Origin of the sequence: Hymenobacter sedentarius (assembly GCF_001507645.1) — a bacterium.
GTDB lineage: Bacteria > Bacteroidota > Bacteroidia > Cytophagales > Hymenobacteraceae > Hymenobacter > Hymenobacter sedentarius.
The window spans coordinates 2064097-2081999 of sequence record NZ_CP013909.1; the positions used below are offsets into that span (position 1 = coordinate 2064097).

Below are 17903 nucleotides of genomic sequence, written 5' to 3' on the forward strand. Positions count from 1 at the left end.
CGGAGCAGGAAGAAACCCGCCAGCGGGCCCACGAGCTGGCCATCGAAACCCGGCGCCTCGACACGCGCCTGCGGGTACTCACCGAAACGGTGCCCCAAATCACCCTCACAACCGATGCAGCCGGCAAGCTGGAATACGTGAGCCCGCAGTGGTACTACTTCACGGGCCAACCTGCGCTCGATTCTGCACAACCTGCTCAGCAACGCCCTCAAGTTTGCCGACCCCGAGCGGTCGCCCGTGGTGCGGGTGCGCAGCACCCTGGCCGACGACGGCCACCCCATCCTCACGGTGCAGGACAACGGCCTGGGCATGGTGGTGCCCGAAAACCAGGCCGCCGTTTTTCAGCCGTTTACGCGCCAGCACCCGCACATTGGCGGCGCCGGCGTGGGCATGTACCTGGTGCAGCGCATCATCACGAGCCGCGGCGGGTGCCTGGAGGTAGCCAGCACCGTGGGCCAGGGCACCACCTTCACCATCCATTGGGTTGAAGTGTAGGGGCCAGCTGCATCGAGTGGTTTATTTGAGTGGTTTATTTAAGAACGAAAGGGACTGGCGAGCGTAAAGGAATGCGACCGGGCATATCTCCGGTGTTTCCTTTCCAAAACCCTACTACCGATGAGCATCTTCAGCAGCGACAAACTCAAGGGCAGAAAAATTGCCATCATTGCCACCGACGGCTTCGAGCAGTCCGAGCTCGACGAGCCCAAGAAATACCTGGAAGGCGAGGGCGCCGAAACCCACGTCATTTCCCTCAAAAGCGGCTCCATCAAAGGCTGGGACGGCCCGGCCAAAGACTGGGGCAGCAAAGTCGACGTCGACAAGGTGATTACCGACGTGAAGCCCTCCGACTACGACGCCCTGGTGCTGCCCGGCGGCCAGATGAACCCCGACGTGCTGCGCATGAACAAAGACGTGGTGGCCTTCGTGAAGCAGTTTGCCGGCACCGGCAAGGTAATCGCCGCCATCTGCCACGGCCCCTGGACGCTGGTAGAGGCCGATGTGGTGCGCGGCAAGCGCGTAACGAGCTGGCCCAGCCTGCAAACCGACCTGCGCAACGCCGGCGCCCAGTGGGAAGACTCCGAAGTGGTGTGCGACAAAGGCCTCATCACTAGCCGCAAGCCCGCCGATATCCCCGCTTTCAACAAGAAGATTGTGGAAGAAATGCTCGAGCCCCAGCACGGCGGCCGCAAGCAGGCAGTAGCCTAATTCCCAGTTAGGAAGACTGCAAAAAGCCCCGTCCTGATTTAGGACGGGGCTTTTTGTATGGCTGCAAGTTAAGCTAAGTGTTTAGCTCAACTCGACCTTTAGCGTCTGGTTTTAATGCGTTGGTCGGGGTTCATCTCAATGCCCTACACGGAGCCGCGGCCGCTACCCCAGCAGCGGCAGCCAGCTCTTGCCGTGCCCGTGCAGCAGGCTCCACATGGCCACATCAAACACCAGCAGAAAGCCGCCCTGCACCCACAGCGAGCGGCCAAAGCCCAGCAGCCGCACGGGCCTGGGCTGGGCGGGCAGGCTCGCCAGCGCCCGCAGGAAGAAGCCGGTCATCACGTAAGCCACGTCCAGCCCGGCGTTGAGCAAAAACACGTTTTCGTTGGCCAGCTGCGCCTGCACCAGGTCGGCCAGCCGCAGGCCGGCCGGGGCCGTGAAGTGCAGGTGCAGCACGCCCCAGCACGCCAGGCCCGCGTTTACCATGCCCCAGCCCACGTTCATGCCGTGGAACGTGTAGGCTTCGTAGCGGCGGTCGGCGCGCGCCACGAAGTACCCGCTCACGATGAGGTTGAGCAGCGCCCAGGCCGAGAGCACCGCCAGGCCCCCGCCCACCAGCCGCTCGCTGGCCAGGTACAGGCGGTTTATTTCTTCGGACGCAAATGGGGCCATGGCGGAGAGCTAGCAGCGCACAGAGCACGGCCGCCTACCGGCGCACGCCGATGCCGAGGTACACCTGGAAGGTCTGGTTGTGGATGTTGTTGTCGGTGATGCCGTTGGCGAAGAGGGCCGTGTTGTTGTACTTCACCACGGTGCCGTTTTTGTAAATCTTGCCCAGCCCCAGGTCGTAGCGCACGCCCAGGCGAGCGGGCCCCAGGCGGGCCTCCACGCCGCCAATGGCGCCGTAGTCGACGCTGTTGTAGCCATTGGCCTTGAGCGACAGGTCTTCGTCACCGCTCTTCACCTTGGTGAGCAATGACACCTGCGGGCCCACGTGGAAGCTGATGGTTTCGGTCACGTTGCCCACGAAGAGGATGGGCAGCTCCAGGTAGTCGAGGCGGTTGTCGCGGGCGCCCACGGTAGTGGTGGTGCCGCCGGTGGTCACGGTGGCTTGGTCGGTATGGAAGCCCTTGCGGATGTAGAGCAGCTCCACCTGCAGCGAGGCAAAGTTGCTGAAGCCCATTTGGCCGTACACGCCGGCGTTGAAGGCCTTGAGCGAGTTCTTGTTGGGAAAGATGCCCGAGCCGCTGCCCCTCAGGTCCGACACGTTGTAGCCGCCCTTGATGCCGAAGCCGGTATTGCCCGACGCGTAGCCGGTGCCGCTATCGCCGTAGTCTTTCGATGAAAGAGCGCCGCCCTGGGCGTGGGCCGCCGGAGCCGCACCAGCGGCCAGCAGCAGCAACAGTAAGGTTGTTTTCATGGCTGATTATCCGTAAGTTAGTAGTGGTACGCCTAAGTCCTTCGCCACCGTTGTGATTGAGCTGGGACTTGGTTTTAATACCCGCCCAGGCCGCAGAAAGTTTAGGCGCAGCCGTGCGCAATAAGCCGCGCCCCGCCCCGCTCAACCCGGACGCGAAAGCAAAAAAGGAGACCCATTGGGTCTCCTTTTCGGGCTGCGGAATTGTGGAGGAAGGAAAGGGTTGTTATTGCGTGAAACCGATGCCGAGGTAAACCTGGAACAGGTTGTTGTAGATTTTAGCGTTGCCGAAGCGGTTCGCAATCAGGCCAGTGGTGCTGGGGCCGTCTTCAAAGACTTTGCCCAGGCTCAGGTTGTAGCGGGCGCCGAGGCGGGCGGGCCCGATGCGGGCTTCAAGGCCGGCCACGCCGCCGTAATCAAGGGAGTTGAAGCCGTTGGCGGAAATGTCGATGGGCGTATCGCCCTGCTTCAGGTTGGTGAGCAGCGACACCTGCGGGCCCACGTGGAAGCTGATGGTTTCGGTCACGTTGCCCACGTACATGATGGGCAGCGAGATGTAGTCCATGTTGTAAGTCTGCTGGGCACCGCTGGCGCCGGTGTTGGCCGTGAAGCCCTGGCGCGAGTAGAGCAGCTCCGCCTGCACCGACGAAAACTCGTTGAAGCCGAACTGACCGTAAACGCCCGCGTGGAAATCGCTGTGCGAGTCGCGGTTGATGCCCTTGATATCGTCGCCGCGCAGCTTGTTGTAGTTGTAGCCCCCTTTAATGCCGAAGCCCGTGTTGCGCGATTCGGTAACGCCGCCGCCAGTGTAGTCTTTAGAAGAAAGGCTGCCGCCCGGCCGAGCCTGTGCAAATGCCGCCGTAGAAGAGCCCACCGCGAGCAATAAAAACAGAAGAGTCTTTTTCATGGGTGAAAGAAGGTGAGGAAAATGAGGTCGCTAGTGAGGAAGATTACTATTCCCCTGTGCCCCTATACTTTTCCGGCAATAGAAAGTTGCCCAACACGGCAGTAAGGGTCAAAAAAAGAGGCCGCCGCCTGTGCCCCGAACACCGCAGGGTATTACCTTTGGCGCGGCTCCGCGGAAAGGCGGGGCCAGATACGGGGTGTTAGCTCAGTTGGTTCAGAGCGCCACCCTGACACGGTGGAGGTCGTTGGTTCGAGCCCAATACGCCTCACGAAAACCCTCATTGCTTAATGTGATGGGGGTTTTTTATTGTGATGCCTCCGGTTTGCATTGGTGAGCATAGTTGTAGATGGCAATGCTTATTAATAAATACCACTGTGGCTGTTGCAGAACTCGCGGCCAAGCCCTTGAGCATCGGTTGGACGAGCTCGAATCAGCTCGAAAAGAGCCCTTCATGGACCTTCTTGTCTGCTTGACGTCCGGTTTGTTCGCTTTTCAGGCCGTCACTCGGAGTTCTGCAACAGCCACGACCGTTATCGTAAACACAGGTTAATAACTCCACTACAGCACCTGTCCAAAACGGACCACGGCACTTCGTGAACCAACACGAGCGGACCCTCTGGCCCGCTCGTGTTGGTTTTACCTGCCTTTTCAAATTTGGGCCCGGCCGGGGTCATCCCCTCTCATTTAAGCCGGGTGGTAAACCAATCCACAATTTCCACCGTGGAGGTGATGCGGTTATTCGTCTTTTGCCAGCCGTGCCCTTCGTCCGGAAACAGGGTGTACTTCACCGGGATGTTGTTCTTTTTGAGCGCTGCCACTACCTGTTCCGCCTCCACCACCGGCACGTTGGTGTCGTTGGCGCCGTGCTCCACCAGCAAGGGCGTTTTGATCAGGTCGGCTTTGTGAATCGGCGACAGCTCCCGCAACATCGCTGCCTGCGTGGCGGGGTCGCCGTATTCCACCGTGGAAATAGCGGCCATCCAAGGTTCGGTGTGCTGAAAGAACGTTTCGAAGTTGACGACCCCGAATAAGTTGGCCCCGGCGGCAAACATGTCGGGGTATTGCGTGACGCCCGCCATCACCATGTAGCCCCCGTAAGAGCCGCCCATGATGCCCAAGGCGCCGGGCTTGGCAATGCCGGCCTGAATTAAATAGTCGGAAACGGCTTTGATGTCTTTGACCCCGTTCACCCGGAGCGCGCCGTTGTCCAGGTTCAAAAACGCCTTGCCGAAGCCGCTGGAGCCCCGCACGTTGGGCAGGAAAAAGGCGACGCCCTGTTTTACCAGGGCTTGGGCCGTCGGATTCAGGCTGGGAACCGACTGGCCTTCGGGGCCGCCGTGGTAGCTGATGACCGTGGGGAACGGGCCCTTGCCGCCCGTTGGTTTGTAAAGCCAGCCGCTGAGGGGCACCCCGTCAAAGGAGGGAAACGCCACCAGCGCCGGGGCCACGAGCGCGGCTAAGTCCACACCGGCGTGGGGGCTGTCGGTGATTTTTTTGAATTGATTGCGGCCCACGGCGTACGCCCAGATATTGGCCGGTTCCCGGGACCCCGAGCCTGTAAATACCACGGTTTGGTCGTCAGGAGAAAAGGCTACGCCCGCCACCAATTCGACCGGCAACGCCAGCTGCCGGGTTTCCTTATTGGTTTTCAAATCGAACAGGCTCAGCTTGCTGCGCCCCTTTTCGTTCCACACCAGGACGGCCATGGTGCCCGCGTGATTTATAGTAAAATCAGCTAATTCCGCGTCTTTTCGCTCCGCCAGCAGCTGCGGGCCTCCGTTGCTGATTCTGCCAAAAGCCAGCAAGTCACGGTCCTTGTTATAGCCCAGGTACACGTCGCCGGAAGGGGCAATTTGGCCGAAGAAGGTGCCGGGGCCCTCGTGCGGGGTGAGGAGTTTTTCCTCTTTGGTCGCCAGGTTATACAGGGATAAATTGTTGTTGCCCCGGCTGGCCAGGCGGGTGACCAATACCTGCTGCTGGTCGCGCGAGAAGTCCGCGATGCTCCCGATTCCGTTGTTCTTGACCGCCAAGGCCGCGGTGCCTTGGCTCACCTCGTAGATGAAAAAGTCCACCCCGGTGGGGTTTTGTTCGTTGGAGCCAAAACCGAGCCGGGCGCCGTCCTCGCTCCAGGGACCCAGAAAGTTGTTAGTCTTACCACCTTTGGTCAGTTGCTTGACCCCACTGCCATCGCCCTTCATCACGTAAAGCTGGGCATTCAGTCCGCCCCCTGGGGCGAGCTCAAACGCAATCAGGTCCCGGGTAGGCGACGGCGCCAGGTCCGTCACCGGGTCCGGGAAGGTCGTCAGCTGCACGGGCTTTCCGCCCCCCGCGGCAACTTTCCAGATTTGGGGCGACCCGCTCCGGTTGGAGATAAACACCACGTCTTTCCCATTCGCCAGATAGTCGCCTCCGCGGCAATACCCCATGCCAGCCAGGGCGACAATTTCCTCCCGTAGTTTCGCGGGGTTAGTCTGCGCGTAAGCGGGAACCGCGCCGCACAGCAACAGGAAGGCAAGAGGCAGGAGTTGACAAGCTTTGGTGGTCATGTGGATGGGTTGATGGAGGAGAATAACTGTGTGCCAGCTATTCTGGTCGTTTGCTCCTGCAAGCTAGCCTTTTATCTAACAAGTAAAAATCCGTCTGGCAAAAAAGAAATGATGCGTAAACGGCCACCCCGTGAGGCCTTTTATTCCGGCAGGAGGTTCCCTGAGCGACGAACACAATAGCCTTCTTGTCGTCTTGGAAAACGCTCGTTTTGCTAGAAGCCTCTTTCTTTATGGAATGAAATTACTCCCATCCCGTCGATACGACCTCTGGGCTTCCACCTTGCTGTTCGTGGACTTGGTTCTAGGCCACCTTGGTAGCTTCATGGCACATCAGGGCCTGTACGCTCCAGCGGCAAGTAGTTCCGCCATCGGGATTGGGGTTACCACGGCGGCCCTGTTGCTCGCCTTACTGCTCTGCATGCGCAAGGGGTACCGGTGGGCAAAAATCCTGTACGTGGCCTTGTTTGTCCTCGGCGTGCTCACGCTTCCCCTCACCTATGCCACGCTCTTTGCGACCCCGTGGGCTACGCTGCGATACGTGACCCATTTTCTGGTCCAATTCGTCGCTTCCATCTTCATCCTGGAAGGCTTTCGGGCTGACAAACGGGCTGTTGGAACAACCGCATAAAGCAGGGTTTGCCTTCGACACTGACGCGGGGATTCTGTGCCAATGGGAGTTTACGAAACTCATCCCCACGGCGCATTTCGTAAACTTTGATTCGTATACGGGTTTCTTAAACTCGACCATGGCAAAAAGTACCACGTCGCTCCAGTATTGGGGATGCAATAGCCTGTCGTTTAGTAGTTCACTGAAAGGAGTGTTTCGCCAGCAGAAGGCCTTATATCCAGTCATCATGTTGGCATCATCTTCGCACTATACCTTTCCACCACAATAAACCCAAAAACTCATTTGCTTTTTATGAAAAACCTCGTGCTCGCGGCTACCGCTGCCCTGTTCTCGTTTGCCGCTGCTGCCCAAACCGGCGCTCCCACCGTGGCCGGCCAGACGCCCGCCGATGGCCGTACCTACGGCCAGGCCGTGTCCACCGCCGCCCGCGCCAAAAACGATAAGTACAGCAAAGCCCCCAAGCCGGCGAAGCTCGCCAAGCCCGAGAAGCTGGCCAAGCCCTATACCGAGGAGCAGAAAGCCGCGTACAACGCCCAACAGGAAGCCCGCAAAGAAGCTTATAAGGCCCAGACCCAGCAGCAGAAAGACGCCTACAAAGCTCAGGAAACCGCTCGCAAGGAGACCTACAAAGCCCAGCACGAGGCTGCCAAAGACGCCGACAAAGTAGAGAAGCACGAGCGCAGCGCCCGGGGCGAACACGCGCACAACGACCACGGCCTGGGCCATGCGAAAGCCCCCAAAGAGCATAAAATGAAATAAGCTGCTCCTGTCTGCCATCTTTGCCAGCCGCTGCCTTTCCGGTAGCGGCTGGTTTGCTTTTCGCTCTTTACTATTTCCCTTATGCTCCTTTTTCTTGCGCGGCTAACCCTGGCCAGTGCCTGTTGCCTCGCCGGCTCGGCGGCGTGGGCTCAGTCCAAGCCCCACACTCAGGCCAGCAGTACGCACCCCGCCACCGCCCCGCCCGTGCAGGAGCAAGACCAGGCCACCGGCTCGCTAAGCGCCGCCCTTGGCTACGGCAACAACTCCGCCTTCTTTGGCCGCACCCAGGCCACTACGTACCCGTACTTCACCCAGGAACTCACCTATACCAGCCCGTACGGCGTGTGGGGCTCGGTCTACAACTACGACCTGCTCAACACCAATTCCCACTTCGACGAAACCGACTTCTCGGTGGGCTACGACCGGGACCTGACCACGAAGGTGGACCTGTCGTTGGGCTACTCGCATTTCCTGTTTGCCGCCAACAGCCCCCTGGTTAAGTCGGCCGTCAACAATTCCCTCGACGCGGCCCTGGGCTACGATTGGGGCTACGTCTACACCCGCCTCAATGGTTCCTACCTCTTTGGCCCCAACGACCACGACACCTTCCTGGTGCTCGACAACTCCCGGGCCTTCGACCTGGATGGCGTGTTCACGGCCAAGGATTACATCGCCATCACGCCCAAGTTGAGCCTTACCGCGGGCACGCAGGCCTTCAGCTCGACCAGCGCCGAGCAGCAGATTCTGCGGGGCAACAAAAAGCCCAAAACCAAGACCGGCACTGCCGCAACTACCACCGATGCCTCCCGCTTCACCCTGCTCAGCTACGGCCTGCGCCTGCCCGTGGCCTACACCCTGGGCAAGGTTTCGGCCGAAGTGGCCTACCGCTACCTGCAGCCCGTGAACGTGCTGCCCGAAGACGACTCCGCCGGCCGGTCCTACTTCACCGCCACGCTCACCGTCACCCTGTAGCCGCGGCGCCATGGGCTAAGGTGCGGTGGTTTGTTACCGGGACAGCAGTATCCGCGCAGCTATTCCTAGCGGTGCGGGCATCATTGCCAAGCCGAAGCAGACCAGTAGGCGGCTCAACTGTTAGTAGAAAATGCTTCCCATTGCTTTCGCGCCCAGCTACGCCCATCCACTGCCTGCTGGGCACCGCTTCCCGATGCTGAAATACGAGTTGCTGCCCGAGCAATTGCTTCGGGAAGGCACCACATCGCCGGCCGACTTTTTTGTGGCCACCCCGCCTTCAGCTGCGGATATCCTGCTGGTGCACGATGCCGAATACTACGAGCGGCTGCGCCTGGGCCAGCTCACGCGGCAGGAAGAGCGCGCCACGGGATTTCCGTGGTCGGCGGCGCTGTTTGAGCGCGAAGTCACCATCTTGGGCGGTACCATTGAGGCGGCGCGGCTGGCGCTGAAACACGGTGTGGCCTTCAACATTGCGGGCGGTACCCACCACGCGTTTCGGGCGCGGGGCGAAGGCTTTTGCCTGCTCAACGACCAGGCCGCGGCGGCCGCCTGGCTGCTGGCGCATGAGCCCACCGTTAATAAGGTACTTATCATTGACCTCGACGTGCACCAGGGCAACGGTACGGCCGCCATTTTCCAGCACGAGCCGCGGGTGTTCACATTTTCCATGCATGGCGCCCGCAATTACCCGGCCCGCAAAGAAGCCTCCAACCTGGACCTGCCGCTGCCCGACGGCACCGACGACGCGCAGTACCTGCAGCTGCTGGCCAGCACGCTGCCGCGCCTGCTCGACGAAGTTCAGCCCAATTTTGTGTTTTACCTGGCCGGCGTCGACGTGCTGGCCACCGACAAGTTGGGCCACCTGGCGCTCACCCGCGCCGGCTGTCGGCAGCGCGACGAGCTGGTGCTCAACCTCTGCCAGCGCCACCAGCTGCCCGTAGTGGTGTGCATGGGCGGCGGCTACTCCGAGCGCATTGCCGACATCGTGGAAGCCCACGCCAACACGTTCCGAGTAGCCGCGGGGCTTTTCAATTAGCATTTATCAATTAACATTTAACAACCAGCCGGTCGAGCCAAAGGACACCCAGGCCGCTGTAAAATCTAGTCCTATAAGTCGGGCTTGATATTGACAGCCAGAACAGCTGTTAAATGTTAATTGATAAATGCTAATTGATAATCACCTGCCAGCGGAAGGCCCAGCGCCAGCGCAACTCATACCGCTCAATTCCAGCACGTGCCAACAGCGCCACCCAGTCCTGCCGCCGAAAGGCCCGGGCGACCGACAGCGGCGCGTCGTGCTGCACCAGGTACGAGCCGCCCAGCAGCCGCGTGAGCCACTTGATGCTGTGGTAGGCCAGCCAGTGCCGGTGCAGGTCGTTGATGACGACGCCAATGCCCGCCTGCCGCTGCCATTGCCGCAGCAGCGTCACCAGCTCCTCGTCGGTGAAATGATGGCAAAACAGGCTGCAGGTGAGGATGTCGTAAGGCTGCGCCTGAAATTCGGGCGAGAAGATGTCGAGCTGCCGGTAGCTGATTTCGGGGTAGTCCTGGCTTTTGGCCGCGGCGTATTCCAGCATGAATTGGTTGGCATCGATGCCGGTCAGCTCCACGGGAATGCGGTGTTTGCGGGCCCAGCGGGCCACCTGGCGCAGGGTGTCGCCGCCGCCGCTGCCCAGGTCGGCCAGGCGCAGGGCTCGGCCGCTGGCAAACCGGCTTTTTAGCCGCGCCAAGGCGTTGAGCACCGGCTTGTAGCCGCCCAGCCAGGTGTTGATGGTTTCCAACTCGTCGAGGTTCTGGCGCAGGGCATTGGTGGCCAGCGTCAGGTCGTCCATCAGCTCGGGGCCGGAAGCTCTTTCATTTAACATTTACCAATTATCATTTATCAACCAGAACGGCTTTAGAGGAGGTGGTCTCCGCCATTAGGGTTTCCGTCGCGGTATTTTCGGCCGAATTATTAAATGGTAAATGATACTTGTTAGTTGAAATTTCCAGCAGCATGGCTTCCATGGTGAGGCCGGGCCCAAAGGCAAAGCTGAGCACCGGCGCGCCGTGGTCGGCGGGGGAGGCGTGGGCCAGCACGTCGCGCAGCACAAACAGCACCGTGGCCGACGACATGTTGCCGTAGTCACGCAGCACGCGGTAGGCGTGGCGGTTGTCGTCGCGCGTCAGGCCCAGCTCAACTTCGATGGTTTCGAGAATCTTGCGCCCGCCGGGGTGGATGGCAAAGTGCCGGATGTCGGCCAGCTGCACCGGCAGGCTCTCCAGCAGCCCATCGGTGAGGTGCCGGATGCCGCGCTGAATCAGCTTGGGCACGTAGCTGGACAAGGTCATCTCAAACCCGAAGTCATTAATGTGCCAGGCCATGTCGTCGTGGCCATCGGGCTCCAGGCCGCAGTGGAAGGCCTGCAGCGCCAGGCTGGGTGCGCCGTTGGGCAGGGGCTCGGCCTGCACCAAGCACGCGGCCGCACCATCGCCAAACAGGGCATTGCTGATGAGGTGGTCCTCCTCGGGGCTTTTCTGAAAATGCAGGGTGCACAGCTCCACGCTCACTATGAGCACGCGGGCCGTGGCATCGGCCAGGCAAAAGGCATCGGCCAGCTTCACGGCGTTCACCGCGGCATAGCACCCCATAAAATTCACGCAGGTGCGGCGCACATCGGGCCGCAAGCCCAGAGCCTGTACCAGCTCAATATCCAGCCCCGGCGCGTACATACCCGTGCAGCTCACCGTGACGAGGTGGGTGATGCTACCCGGCGCTACGTCGGGCACCTGCCGCAGGCAGTCGCGCACGGCCTCGGTGGCCAGGGGCAGGGCCTCGCGGCGGTACACAGCCATGCGCTGGCCCACGCTCGGAAACGGCTCCAGGGTGGGCGTGTTGGGGAAGAAGGTGTAATCGCCATTAGCCCGTCCGTAGTCGGGCAATACCGAGTAGCGGTGCTCGATGCCCGACACCCGATACAGCGCCCGCAGCTTGCGCGCATCGTTTTCGCCAAACCCCAGGGCCTGGGCCATAAAATTGGCAATTTCGGGCTGGGCGATGCGGTGAATGGGGTTAGCAGTGCCGATGGCACCTAAATAACTCGGCATTCCGGGAATGATTACGGATTTGAAACGAAGCTTGGGAAACAAGTATCTCAGTTAATGAATGTACGGATACGCACTCATTCGCACCTTCACTTACGGTACAACAAACAGTTTCGCGCTTTGCTTGGATAAAATAATGGCAACAACATTCTGGCGTTGGGGCGGGGGAGGAGTTTATTTCCGATTGTTAAAAGACCATCACGCCGAAAAAAGCCCGTTATGCTGAGCGCAGCGAGGCATCTCGCGTGGCTAGCTAACCCAATCGTCTGTCATGCAGAGCGCAGCGAAGCCTCTTATCACCGCAGAACGAACCAGGCATGAGAGGATGCTTCCTTCGTCAGCATGACAAAAGGCGCGGCCTCTATTCATGACAGGCTGGATTCATTCAGCCCAATTAATCAGCTCAATTAAAACGCCTGGCCATGCGTGCGGCGCATCAGCGCCTGCACCGCGCCGGGCCAGTGCCGCAGGCCACCCACTACGAGTTCGCTCAGTACCGGCCCGCCAAACAGCCGCTGCACCGCCCGGCCCACGCGCAGCCGGGTCCCGAACTGGGCGTGCCAGGCGCGGGAATAAGCCGCTTCCATGGCTGCCCGGGTAGTGGTAGCCCTCAGGAAATCGTGCGCCGCCGCGGCCGCCAGGGCCGCGCCGTGCAGCGCCATGGCCATGCCGTTGCCGCACAGCGGCGTGATTAGGCCGGCTGCATCGCCGCACATCAGCACGTGCTGCTCTACGGGCTGCTTGGGCGCAAAGGAAATTTCGTTGATGACCTCGGGCTGCGGGTACAGCACTTCGGCCGACGCCAGAATCTCCCGCAGGCGCGGGTTTTGGGCCAATACCGCTTGCTCCATGGCCGGAATGGTGCCGTGGCGCTTGAGGTTCTGGCGAGTGGTGAGGTAGCAGAAGCACAGCTTGTCGTCCTCAATGGCCGAGATACCCGCGTAGCCGTCGGCAAAGTTGTGCAGCGCAATCAGGTCGCGCGGGAAGCCGGGCATGCGCAGGTGGTACTTCACGCCAAGGTAGGGCGAGCGCTGGGTGAAAAACGCCCGCTGCAGCTGCCGGTCGAGGTTGGTGCGCTTGCCGTAGGTGCCCAGCACCACGCGGGCCGTCAGCTCGCGGCCATCGGCTAGGGTCACGCGGTGCTGGTCGGCGGCTGGGTCGTAGGTTACGTCCGTCACCGTGTTCTTCAGGTAAAACGTGACGCCCCGGGCCACGGCTAGCCGGTACAGAAAATCATCGAGCAGGTAGCGGCTCACGCCAAAGCCGCCCAGGTCGAGTGGCGCCGTGAGGCAGCGCCCACCCGGCGACGACAGCAGAAATGTATTGATGGCCGCCGGGGCCAGCGCGGCCGGGTCGGCGCCGAGCCGGCGCAGGTACGGCAGCACCTCGTTGCTCACGTATTCGCCGCACACTTTGTGAAAGGGATACTGCTTGCGCTCGACCACCGCCACGCGGTGCCCACGGCCGGCCAGGTCCAGGGCAGCGGCCAAGCCAGCCAGCCCGCCGCCAATCATCAAAATATCCACTTATTCGGCGTACAAAATTAAAACAATTTCAAGCAAAATAGCGTAATTAATTGAGGTTTCTGTATATTGCACTAGGCGTGGTGGACAGACCGTTGTACCTTTGCCAACTAAAATTAACGCTTGACGTTAAGCCCTTACTTCCTGTTCTCTTTTCTGCCGGCCTTAATTAGTACTATGATGCAACGCTTACTTTTACCACTGTTATTATTTATCTGTCTTAGCCTCAGTTTCGGGCCGCTGTTCAATACGCTTCCCGCGGCTGCCGCAGCTCCTGCCGAGCGCCCCGGCCAGCAGCCCAAGCCCGGCGACGACAAGACCCTGCTGGTGTATCCAAACCCCAGCACTGGCATCGTGCACTTAACCATCAACAACTTGCAGGGCAAGAAAGTGGAGCTGAGCATTCTGAACGTCATTGGGTCTGTAATGTACCGGGAAACGCTCACTGAAATGAACGACCGCTACACCAAGATGCTCGACCTGAGCAAGTTCGCCAACGGCCTCTACTACGTGCGGCTCGAAGCCGACAACACCAGCCAGATGTGCAAGCTGGTAATTCGGTAACCCCGATTTGCTTCTCGACATTACCCAACAAAAAAAGCAGCTTTCGGGCTGCTTTTTTATGGACAAAACGGCGAAGGCTACTTCACGCGAACGGGAACGGGCGCAAGCAGTTTTTTTAGATTCGAAGCCGTATTGAGTGCGAGGAAAGCGGTGGCCACTAACAGGCCAATCATGAAGATAAACATAGGTCTAAAGAAATTTCGGGTGAATAACAAGCGGCTCCTGGCAAGGACCTGCTTCTGATGTATTCAACCTGCAAAAGCCAAGCCGGGTTTCAATAAGATTTGGGCATTCTGAGCAGCGCGGCCACCACGCGCCGGGCATCGGCCCCGGCGCCGTTGAGCAGGGCCGAGCGGCGGCTGTCGAGCCAGTTCAGCCCAAGAAAGGCCACGCCGGGGGCCTCTGTCAGACCCCGGTGGTGCCGGGGGCTGCCATCGGGCTCCAGCACGGGCAAATCCAGCCACGCATAGTCGGGCCGGTAGCCGGTGGCCCACACCACGGCGTCGAGCGGCGGCGTGGCCGCCCGGCGCCCCTGAATGCCGCCCGACGGCAGCGCCGCCTCGGCCCGGCCAATGAAGTGGGCATTGGCAAAGCGTCGCAGCCTGGCCAGGTCGCCGCTGACCACCGGCTCGGGGCTGCGGAACATCTTACGGCCCAGCGCCGTGTGGCGGGACACGCCCAGCAGCCGCGTCAGCATCAGGAAGGCCCACATAAAGTGGTTGTTGGGCATGGCGGGCGTTTGCTCGTCGAAAGCTACGAACACGGGCCGGCCGGTGGCGGCTACGTCGGCCGCGATTTGCAGGGCCGAGTTGCCGCTGCCCACCACGGCCACCGGGCCGGTGCCGGGCAGCTGGGCGGGGCGTTGGTAGTCGCGGCTGGGCAGTTGGGCCACGCTGGCCGGCAGTTGCGGGGCCCAGGCCGGAATGTTGGGCATGGTGTAGGGGCCCGTGGCTATTATCACTCGCTGGGCCGCGTAGGTCCGGCCCGCTTCGGTGTGCACCAGGTAGCCCACGCCGTCCGGCGCGGGGGCCACGCGGGTGACGCGCCGGTTGGGCTCGAGCGGGAAGCGGAAGTGCGCGGCATAGTCGCGCAGGTACGCGGCGGTTTCGTCCCGCGTGGGGTAATGCAGCGGGCTGCCGGGCCAGGGCCGGCCCGGCAGCCCACTCACCCAGGCCGGCGAAAACAGCCGCAGCGAATCGTAGCGGGCGCTCCAGGCGGCGCCGGCCTGCGTGGCCGCGTCCAGCACACGGAAATCGACCTGGTGCTGCTGTAGGTAATACGCGGCCGCCAGCCCCGCCTGGCCCGCCCCAATCACCACCGTATTGGTGCGAATGAGCGCCGGCGTGGGCGGGGAAAGCGGGTCAGGCTGGTGCGGGGTCACGGCGGGGGCTACTCGGGAAATTCGCTGCGCAGGTCGGCCATCACCTGCTCGGTGGTGGCGCGCACCTGGGCCACTTGCCGGGCGGCGTGGTCGGGTTCCGGAGCGTCGTCGCCGTAGGCTTCGATTTCGCGGATGAGGTGGCGCAGGCTCTCGACCTGCAGGCCGTCGAGCGAGCTTTTGAGGTGATGGGCGGCGTCGCCCACGGCTTCCCAGTCGGCGCGCGTCAGGGCTTCGTCGAGGGCAGTGAGGATGGCGGGCGTGGTTTGAATAAAGGCCCAGGCGAGGCGCCGGACCACAGCTTCGTCTTCGCGCACCAGCTGGCGCACGTTGCTCAAGTCGTAAAGAGGATTTGCAGCAGGCATCAGGTCGGAAGTAGAGGCGGGGAGGGCGGGTTGGGTGCGGTGCTGATGCTCGGCCAGCACGGTTTGCATGATGTCGAGGAGTTGTTCTTCGCGATAGGGTTTGGCAAGGTAGCCATTGAAACCAGCAGTTTGCAGGCGTTCGGCTTCGCCCGCTTGTGCCCGGGCAGTCAGGGCGATGATGGGCGTAGCGGCCCGGCTTGGGTTGGGGTGCTGGCGCAGGGCCCGGGCGGCGGTCTCGCCGTCCATGCCAGGCATTTGGATGTCCATGAGCACGAGGTCGAACGGGCGGTTCTCGAACAGCTGAATGGCGGCCGGCCCGCTGGCGGCCGTGGTCACTTGCCAGCCCCAGTTGCGCAGCACGGTTTCGGCCAGCAGGCTGTTCACCAGGTTGTCTTCGACCAGCAGAATGCGCCCGGTGACCGGCGGCACGGCACTGCCGGCGGGGCTTTCGGGGGCGCGGGCCGGAGCCGGGGGCACGGGCGGAAAAGCCAGGCAGAAGGCAAACGTGCTGCCCTGTCCTACCTCGCTGCTCACACGCAGCTCGCCGCCCATCAGCCGCACGAGGCCTTCCGAAATGCTCAGGCCCAGCCCCGAGCCGCCGTATTCGCGGTTGGTGCTGGCAGCAGCCTGCGTGAAGGGCTCAAATATTTTGTCCAGGGTTTCGGGCGCGATGCCCACACCGGTGTCGCTCACCGTGAACTGCAGCCATACCGTGCCCTCAGGTTCGGTGTGCTGCCGCGGTGGGGGCAGGGGCCGGCAGCGCAGCCGGACCGAACCAGTCTCGGTAAATTTGATGGCATTGCTTACCAGGTTGAGCAGCACCTGCCGGAGCCGGTACGCGTCACCGAGCACCAGGGGCAGGTCGGCAGGTTTTTCCACACGCAGGCGCAGTCCTTTTTCGCGGGCCCGGGGCCGGAGCAGGGCCGCGCAACCCGTGAGCAGCTCCTCGGGGTTGAAGGCAGTGCTTTCGGGGCGCAGCTTGCCAGCCCCTAGGCGGGCAGTGGTCAGCACGTCGTTGAGCACCGTGAGCAGGTGCTCGGCCGACTCGCCCAGCAGGCGCAGGTAGTCGTGCTGGCTGGTGCTGAGGTTGGTTTTGGCCAGCACCCCCGTCAGGCCCAGAATGCCATGGAGCGGCGTGCGGATTTCATGGCTCATGTTGGCCAGAAAGTCCTGCTTGGCCTGGGCGTCAACTTCAGCGGCGGCAATGGCGGCTTCCAGGGCCTGCTGGGTTCGTTTTAGTTCGGTGATGTTGCTGTCGATGCCCAAGACCTGCGCCGTGCCGTCGGAGCGGGTAAACAGCCGTTTGACGCTGCTGAACCAGGCCATCTGGCCATCGGGGTAGGTGTAGGATTCCTGCAGGGTCAGGTCCTGGCCGGTGGCCAGCACTTCCTGGTCCTGGGTACGGTAGCGGTCGGTTTCAGCGGTGGCAATGGCGGGCGCGTTGTCTTCGCCGTAGTGCACCAGCTCATCGGGCGTGAGGCCGAACAGAGCGGCCATGGCCACGTTGGCCAGCAGGTAGTTGCCCTGGCCGTCTTTCAGGTAAATGGGGTGGGGCAGGGCGTCGATAACCTGTCGGAACAGGCGGTGCTGCTCGGCGATGTGGGCCGTGGCCGCGCGGCTGCGCTGGTCCATGGCCCGGCGTTCGGTCACGTCTTCGGCCACCCCAATCAGACTGGTGACCTGGCCGTTGGCATCGCGGGCAAAGGGAGTGTGGGCACTGCGCAGCCAGCGCATGAAGCCGGAGCGGTGCTGCACGCAAAATTCCAAAGTCAGGGTTTCCCCTTCGGGCAGGCGGGCCACGGCGGCGAAGTGGGCTTGCAGCCGGGCCAGCTCCTCGGCGGGCATGAGGTTGGGGAGCAGATAGCCGTTGGGAAAAGCCAGGAGCTCCTCGCTGGTATAGCCCAGCAGCTGCTCGATGCGGCGGTTGGCGTAGGTGTTGCGCTCCTCGGCCAGGTCGTAGATGTAGATGAGGTTGGGCACCAGGTCGACTACCTGGCGCAGCAGGTGGCGGTTCTGGCGCAATTCCTCCACGGCGGCGCGGTGGCGGGTCACGTCTTCGGCGCTGCCCATCAGTTCCTGCACCTGGCCGTCGGGGCCCACCACGCTGGCCCGCAGCCGGATGCGCAGCCACCGCCAGCTGCCGTCGCGGTGGTGCAGGCGGCAATCCCAGCTCAGGGGCCGGTCTTCGGTGAGCAGGGCATTGATGTCGCTGCGGTGAAATTGAGCCAAGGATTCGGCGTGCAGCATTTTGGTGCCCAAGGCCGAGCCCAACGCCAGCAGCTCCTGGCTGCTGTAGCCCAGCACCGTGTGGCAATGCCGGTTGCAGTGCAGCAGCCGCTGGTGCTGCACGTCGTAGCTGAACAAGATCAGCGGCACCTTATCAGCCAGGCCCTGGCCAAAGAGCGGCACGCCGGCGCCGTTGGGCCCAGTGCTAGGCCGGGCGGGCGCGGAGTGGCGGGTTGGTTGGGCGGTGCGCCGCCCGGCGGGTACGGCCGGCCGGCGGGGTTGGCGGGGTAAACGGGAGCGGCGCATCATGGCGGAAAGCAGAACGGTA

At 62.0% G+C, this 17903-nt stretch carries 16 protein-coding genes and 1 tRNA gene; 8 read left to right on the forward strand and 9 right to left on the reverse strand.

The annotated features are described in order from the left end of the window. Positions 1-171 precede the first annotated feature (171 nt). Positions 172-495: an ATP-binding protein gene (locus AUC43_RS21545; protein WP_082684998.1), complete on the forward strand. Its 324-nt coding sequence runs from the start codon at positions 172-174 to the stop codon at positions 493-495. A gap of 120 nt (positions 496-615) precedes the next feature. Then, on the forward strand, positions 616-1206 hold the full coding sequence (locus AUC43_RS08625; protein ID WP_068191946.1) for a type 1 glutamine amidotransferase domain-containing protein: 591 nt from the start codon (positions 616-618) through the stop codon (positions 1204-1206). Positions 1207-1368: 162 nt separating this feature from the next. Here the strand turns inward: AUC43_RS08625 and AUC43_RS08630 are convergent, their stop codons facing one another. From AUC43_RS08630 to AUC43_RS08640, 3 genes are all read right to left on the reverse strand, one after another. Next, positions 1369-1878 carry a DUF6992 family protein gene (locus tag AUC43_RS08630; RefSeq protein ID WP_068191948.1) on the reverse strand — a complete coding sequence of 170 codons (510 nt, stop codon included), beginning with the start codon at positions 1876-1878 and terminating at the stop codon, positions 1369-1371. A gap of 34 nt (positions 1879-1912) precedes the next feature. After that, a complete protein-coding gene (locus tag AUC43_RS08635; RefSeq protein WP_068191950.1) occupies positions 1913-2626 on the reverse strand; it encodes an outer membrane beta-barrel protein in 714 nt (237 codons plus the stop codon). Between the two features lie 223 nt (positions 2627-2849). Further along, positions 2850-3530: a porin family protein gene (locus tag AUC43_RS08640; RefSeq protein WP_068191953.1), complete on the reverse strand. Its 681-nt coding sequence runs from the start codon at positions 3528-3530 to the stop codon at positions 2850-2852. Between the two features lie 193 nt (positions 3531-3723). Between AUC43_RS08640 and AUC43_RS08645 the strand changes: the two genes are divergently transcribed. Next, positions 3724-3798: transfer RNA gene (locus tag AUC43_RS08645), tRNA-Val, on the forward strand. 412 nt (positions 3799-4210) lie between these two features. On the opposite strand, the gene AUC43_RS08650 is transcribed toward AUC43_RS08645, so the two are convergent. Further along, complete coding sequence (locus AUC43_RS08650) at positions 4211-6076, reverse strand: S9 family peptidase (protein WP_082684999.1); 1866 nt, start codon at positions 6074-6076, stop codon at positions 4211-4213. Between the two features lie 193 nt (positions 6077-6269). On the opposite strand from AUC43_RS08650, the gene AUC43_RS08655 reads away from it, so the two are divergent. From AUC43_RS08655 to AUC43_RS08670, 4 genes are all read left to right on the forward strand, one after another. Continuing rightward, positions 6270-6704, forward strand: a complete 435-nt coding sequence (locus AUC43_RS08655) for a hypothetical protein (RefSeq protein ID WP_157780998.1) — start codon at positions 6270-6272, stop codon at positions 6702-6704. 291 nt (positions 6705-6995) lie between these two features. After that, on the forward strand, positions 6996-7463 hold the full coding sequence (locus AUC43_RS08660) for a hypothetical protein (protein WP_068191963.1): 468 nt from the start codon (positions 6996-6998) through the stop codon (positions 7461-7463). 81 nt (positions 7464-7544) lie between these two features. After that, on the forward strand, positions 7545-8435 hold the full coding sequence (locus AUC43_RS08665) for a hypothetical protein (RefSeq protein WP_068191965.1): 891 nt from the start codon (positions 7545-7547) through the stop codon (positions 8433-8435). A 130-nt stretch (positions 8436-8565) separates the two neighbouring features. Beyond that, positions 8566-9471: a histone deacetylase family protein gene (locus AUC43_RS08670; protein WP_068191969.1), complete on the forward strand. Its 906-nt coding sequence runs from the start codon at positions 8566-8568 to the stop codon at positions 9469-9471. A 130-nt stretch (positions 9472-9601) separates the two neighbouring features. On the opposite strand, the gene AUC43_RS08675 is transcribed toward AUC43_RS08670, so the two are convergent. The 3 genes from AUC43_RS08675 to AUC43_RS08685 form a co-directional block, all read right to left on the reverse strand. Next, entirely contained in the window at positions 9602-10300 is a 699-nt protein-coding gene (locus tag AUC43_RS08675) for a methyltransferase domain-containing protein (RefSeq protein ID WP_068191971.1), read from the reverse strand. A gap of 10 nt (positions 10301-10310) precedes the next feature. Next, positions 10311-11522 (reverse strand): type III polyketide synthase, encoded by a 1212-nt coding sequence (locus tag AUC43_RS08680; protein ID WP_082685269.1) that lies wholly within the window; start codon positions 11520-11522, stop codon positions 10311-10313. A gap of 404 nt (positions 11523-11926) precedes the next feature. Further along, a complete protein-coding gene (locus AUC43_RS08685) occupies positions 11927-13045 on the reverse strand; it encodes an NAD(P)/FAD-dependent oxidoreductase (RefSeq protein WP_082685000.1) in 1119 nt (372 codons plus the stop codon). Positions 13046-13219: 174 nt separating this feature from the next. Between AUC43_RS08685 and AUC43_RS08690 the strand changes: the two genes are divergently transcribed. After that, positions 13220-13606: a T9SS type A sorting domain-containing protein gene (locus tag AUC43_RS08690; protein WP_068191976.1), complete on the forward strand. Its 387-nt coding sequence runs from the start codon at positions 13220-13222 to the stop codon at positions 13604-13606. 274 nt (positions 13607-13880) lie between these two features. Here AUC43_RS08690 and AUC43_RS08695 read toward each other — a convergent pair whose 3' ends face one another. Both AUC43_RS08695 and AUC43_RS08700 read right to left on the reverse strand, forming a co-directional pair. Then, on the reverse strand, positions 13881-14987 hold the full coding sequence (locus AUC43_RS08695) for a flavin-containing monooxygenase (RefSeq protein WP_068191978.1): 1107 nt from the start codon (positions 14985-14987) through the stop codon (positions 13881-13883). A gap of 8 nt (positions 14988-14995) precedes the next feature. Continuing rightward, positions 14996-17884 (reverse strand): PAS domain-containing hybrid sensor histidine kinase/response regulator, encoded by a 2889-nt coding sequence (locus tag AUC43_RS08700; RefSeq protein ID WP_068191980.1) that lies wholly within the window; start codon positions 17882-17884, stop codon positions 14996-14998. Positions 17885-17903 lie beyond the last annotated feature (19 nt).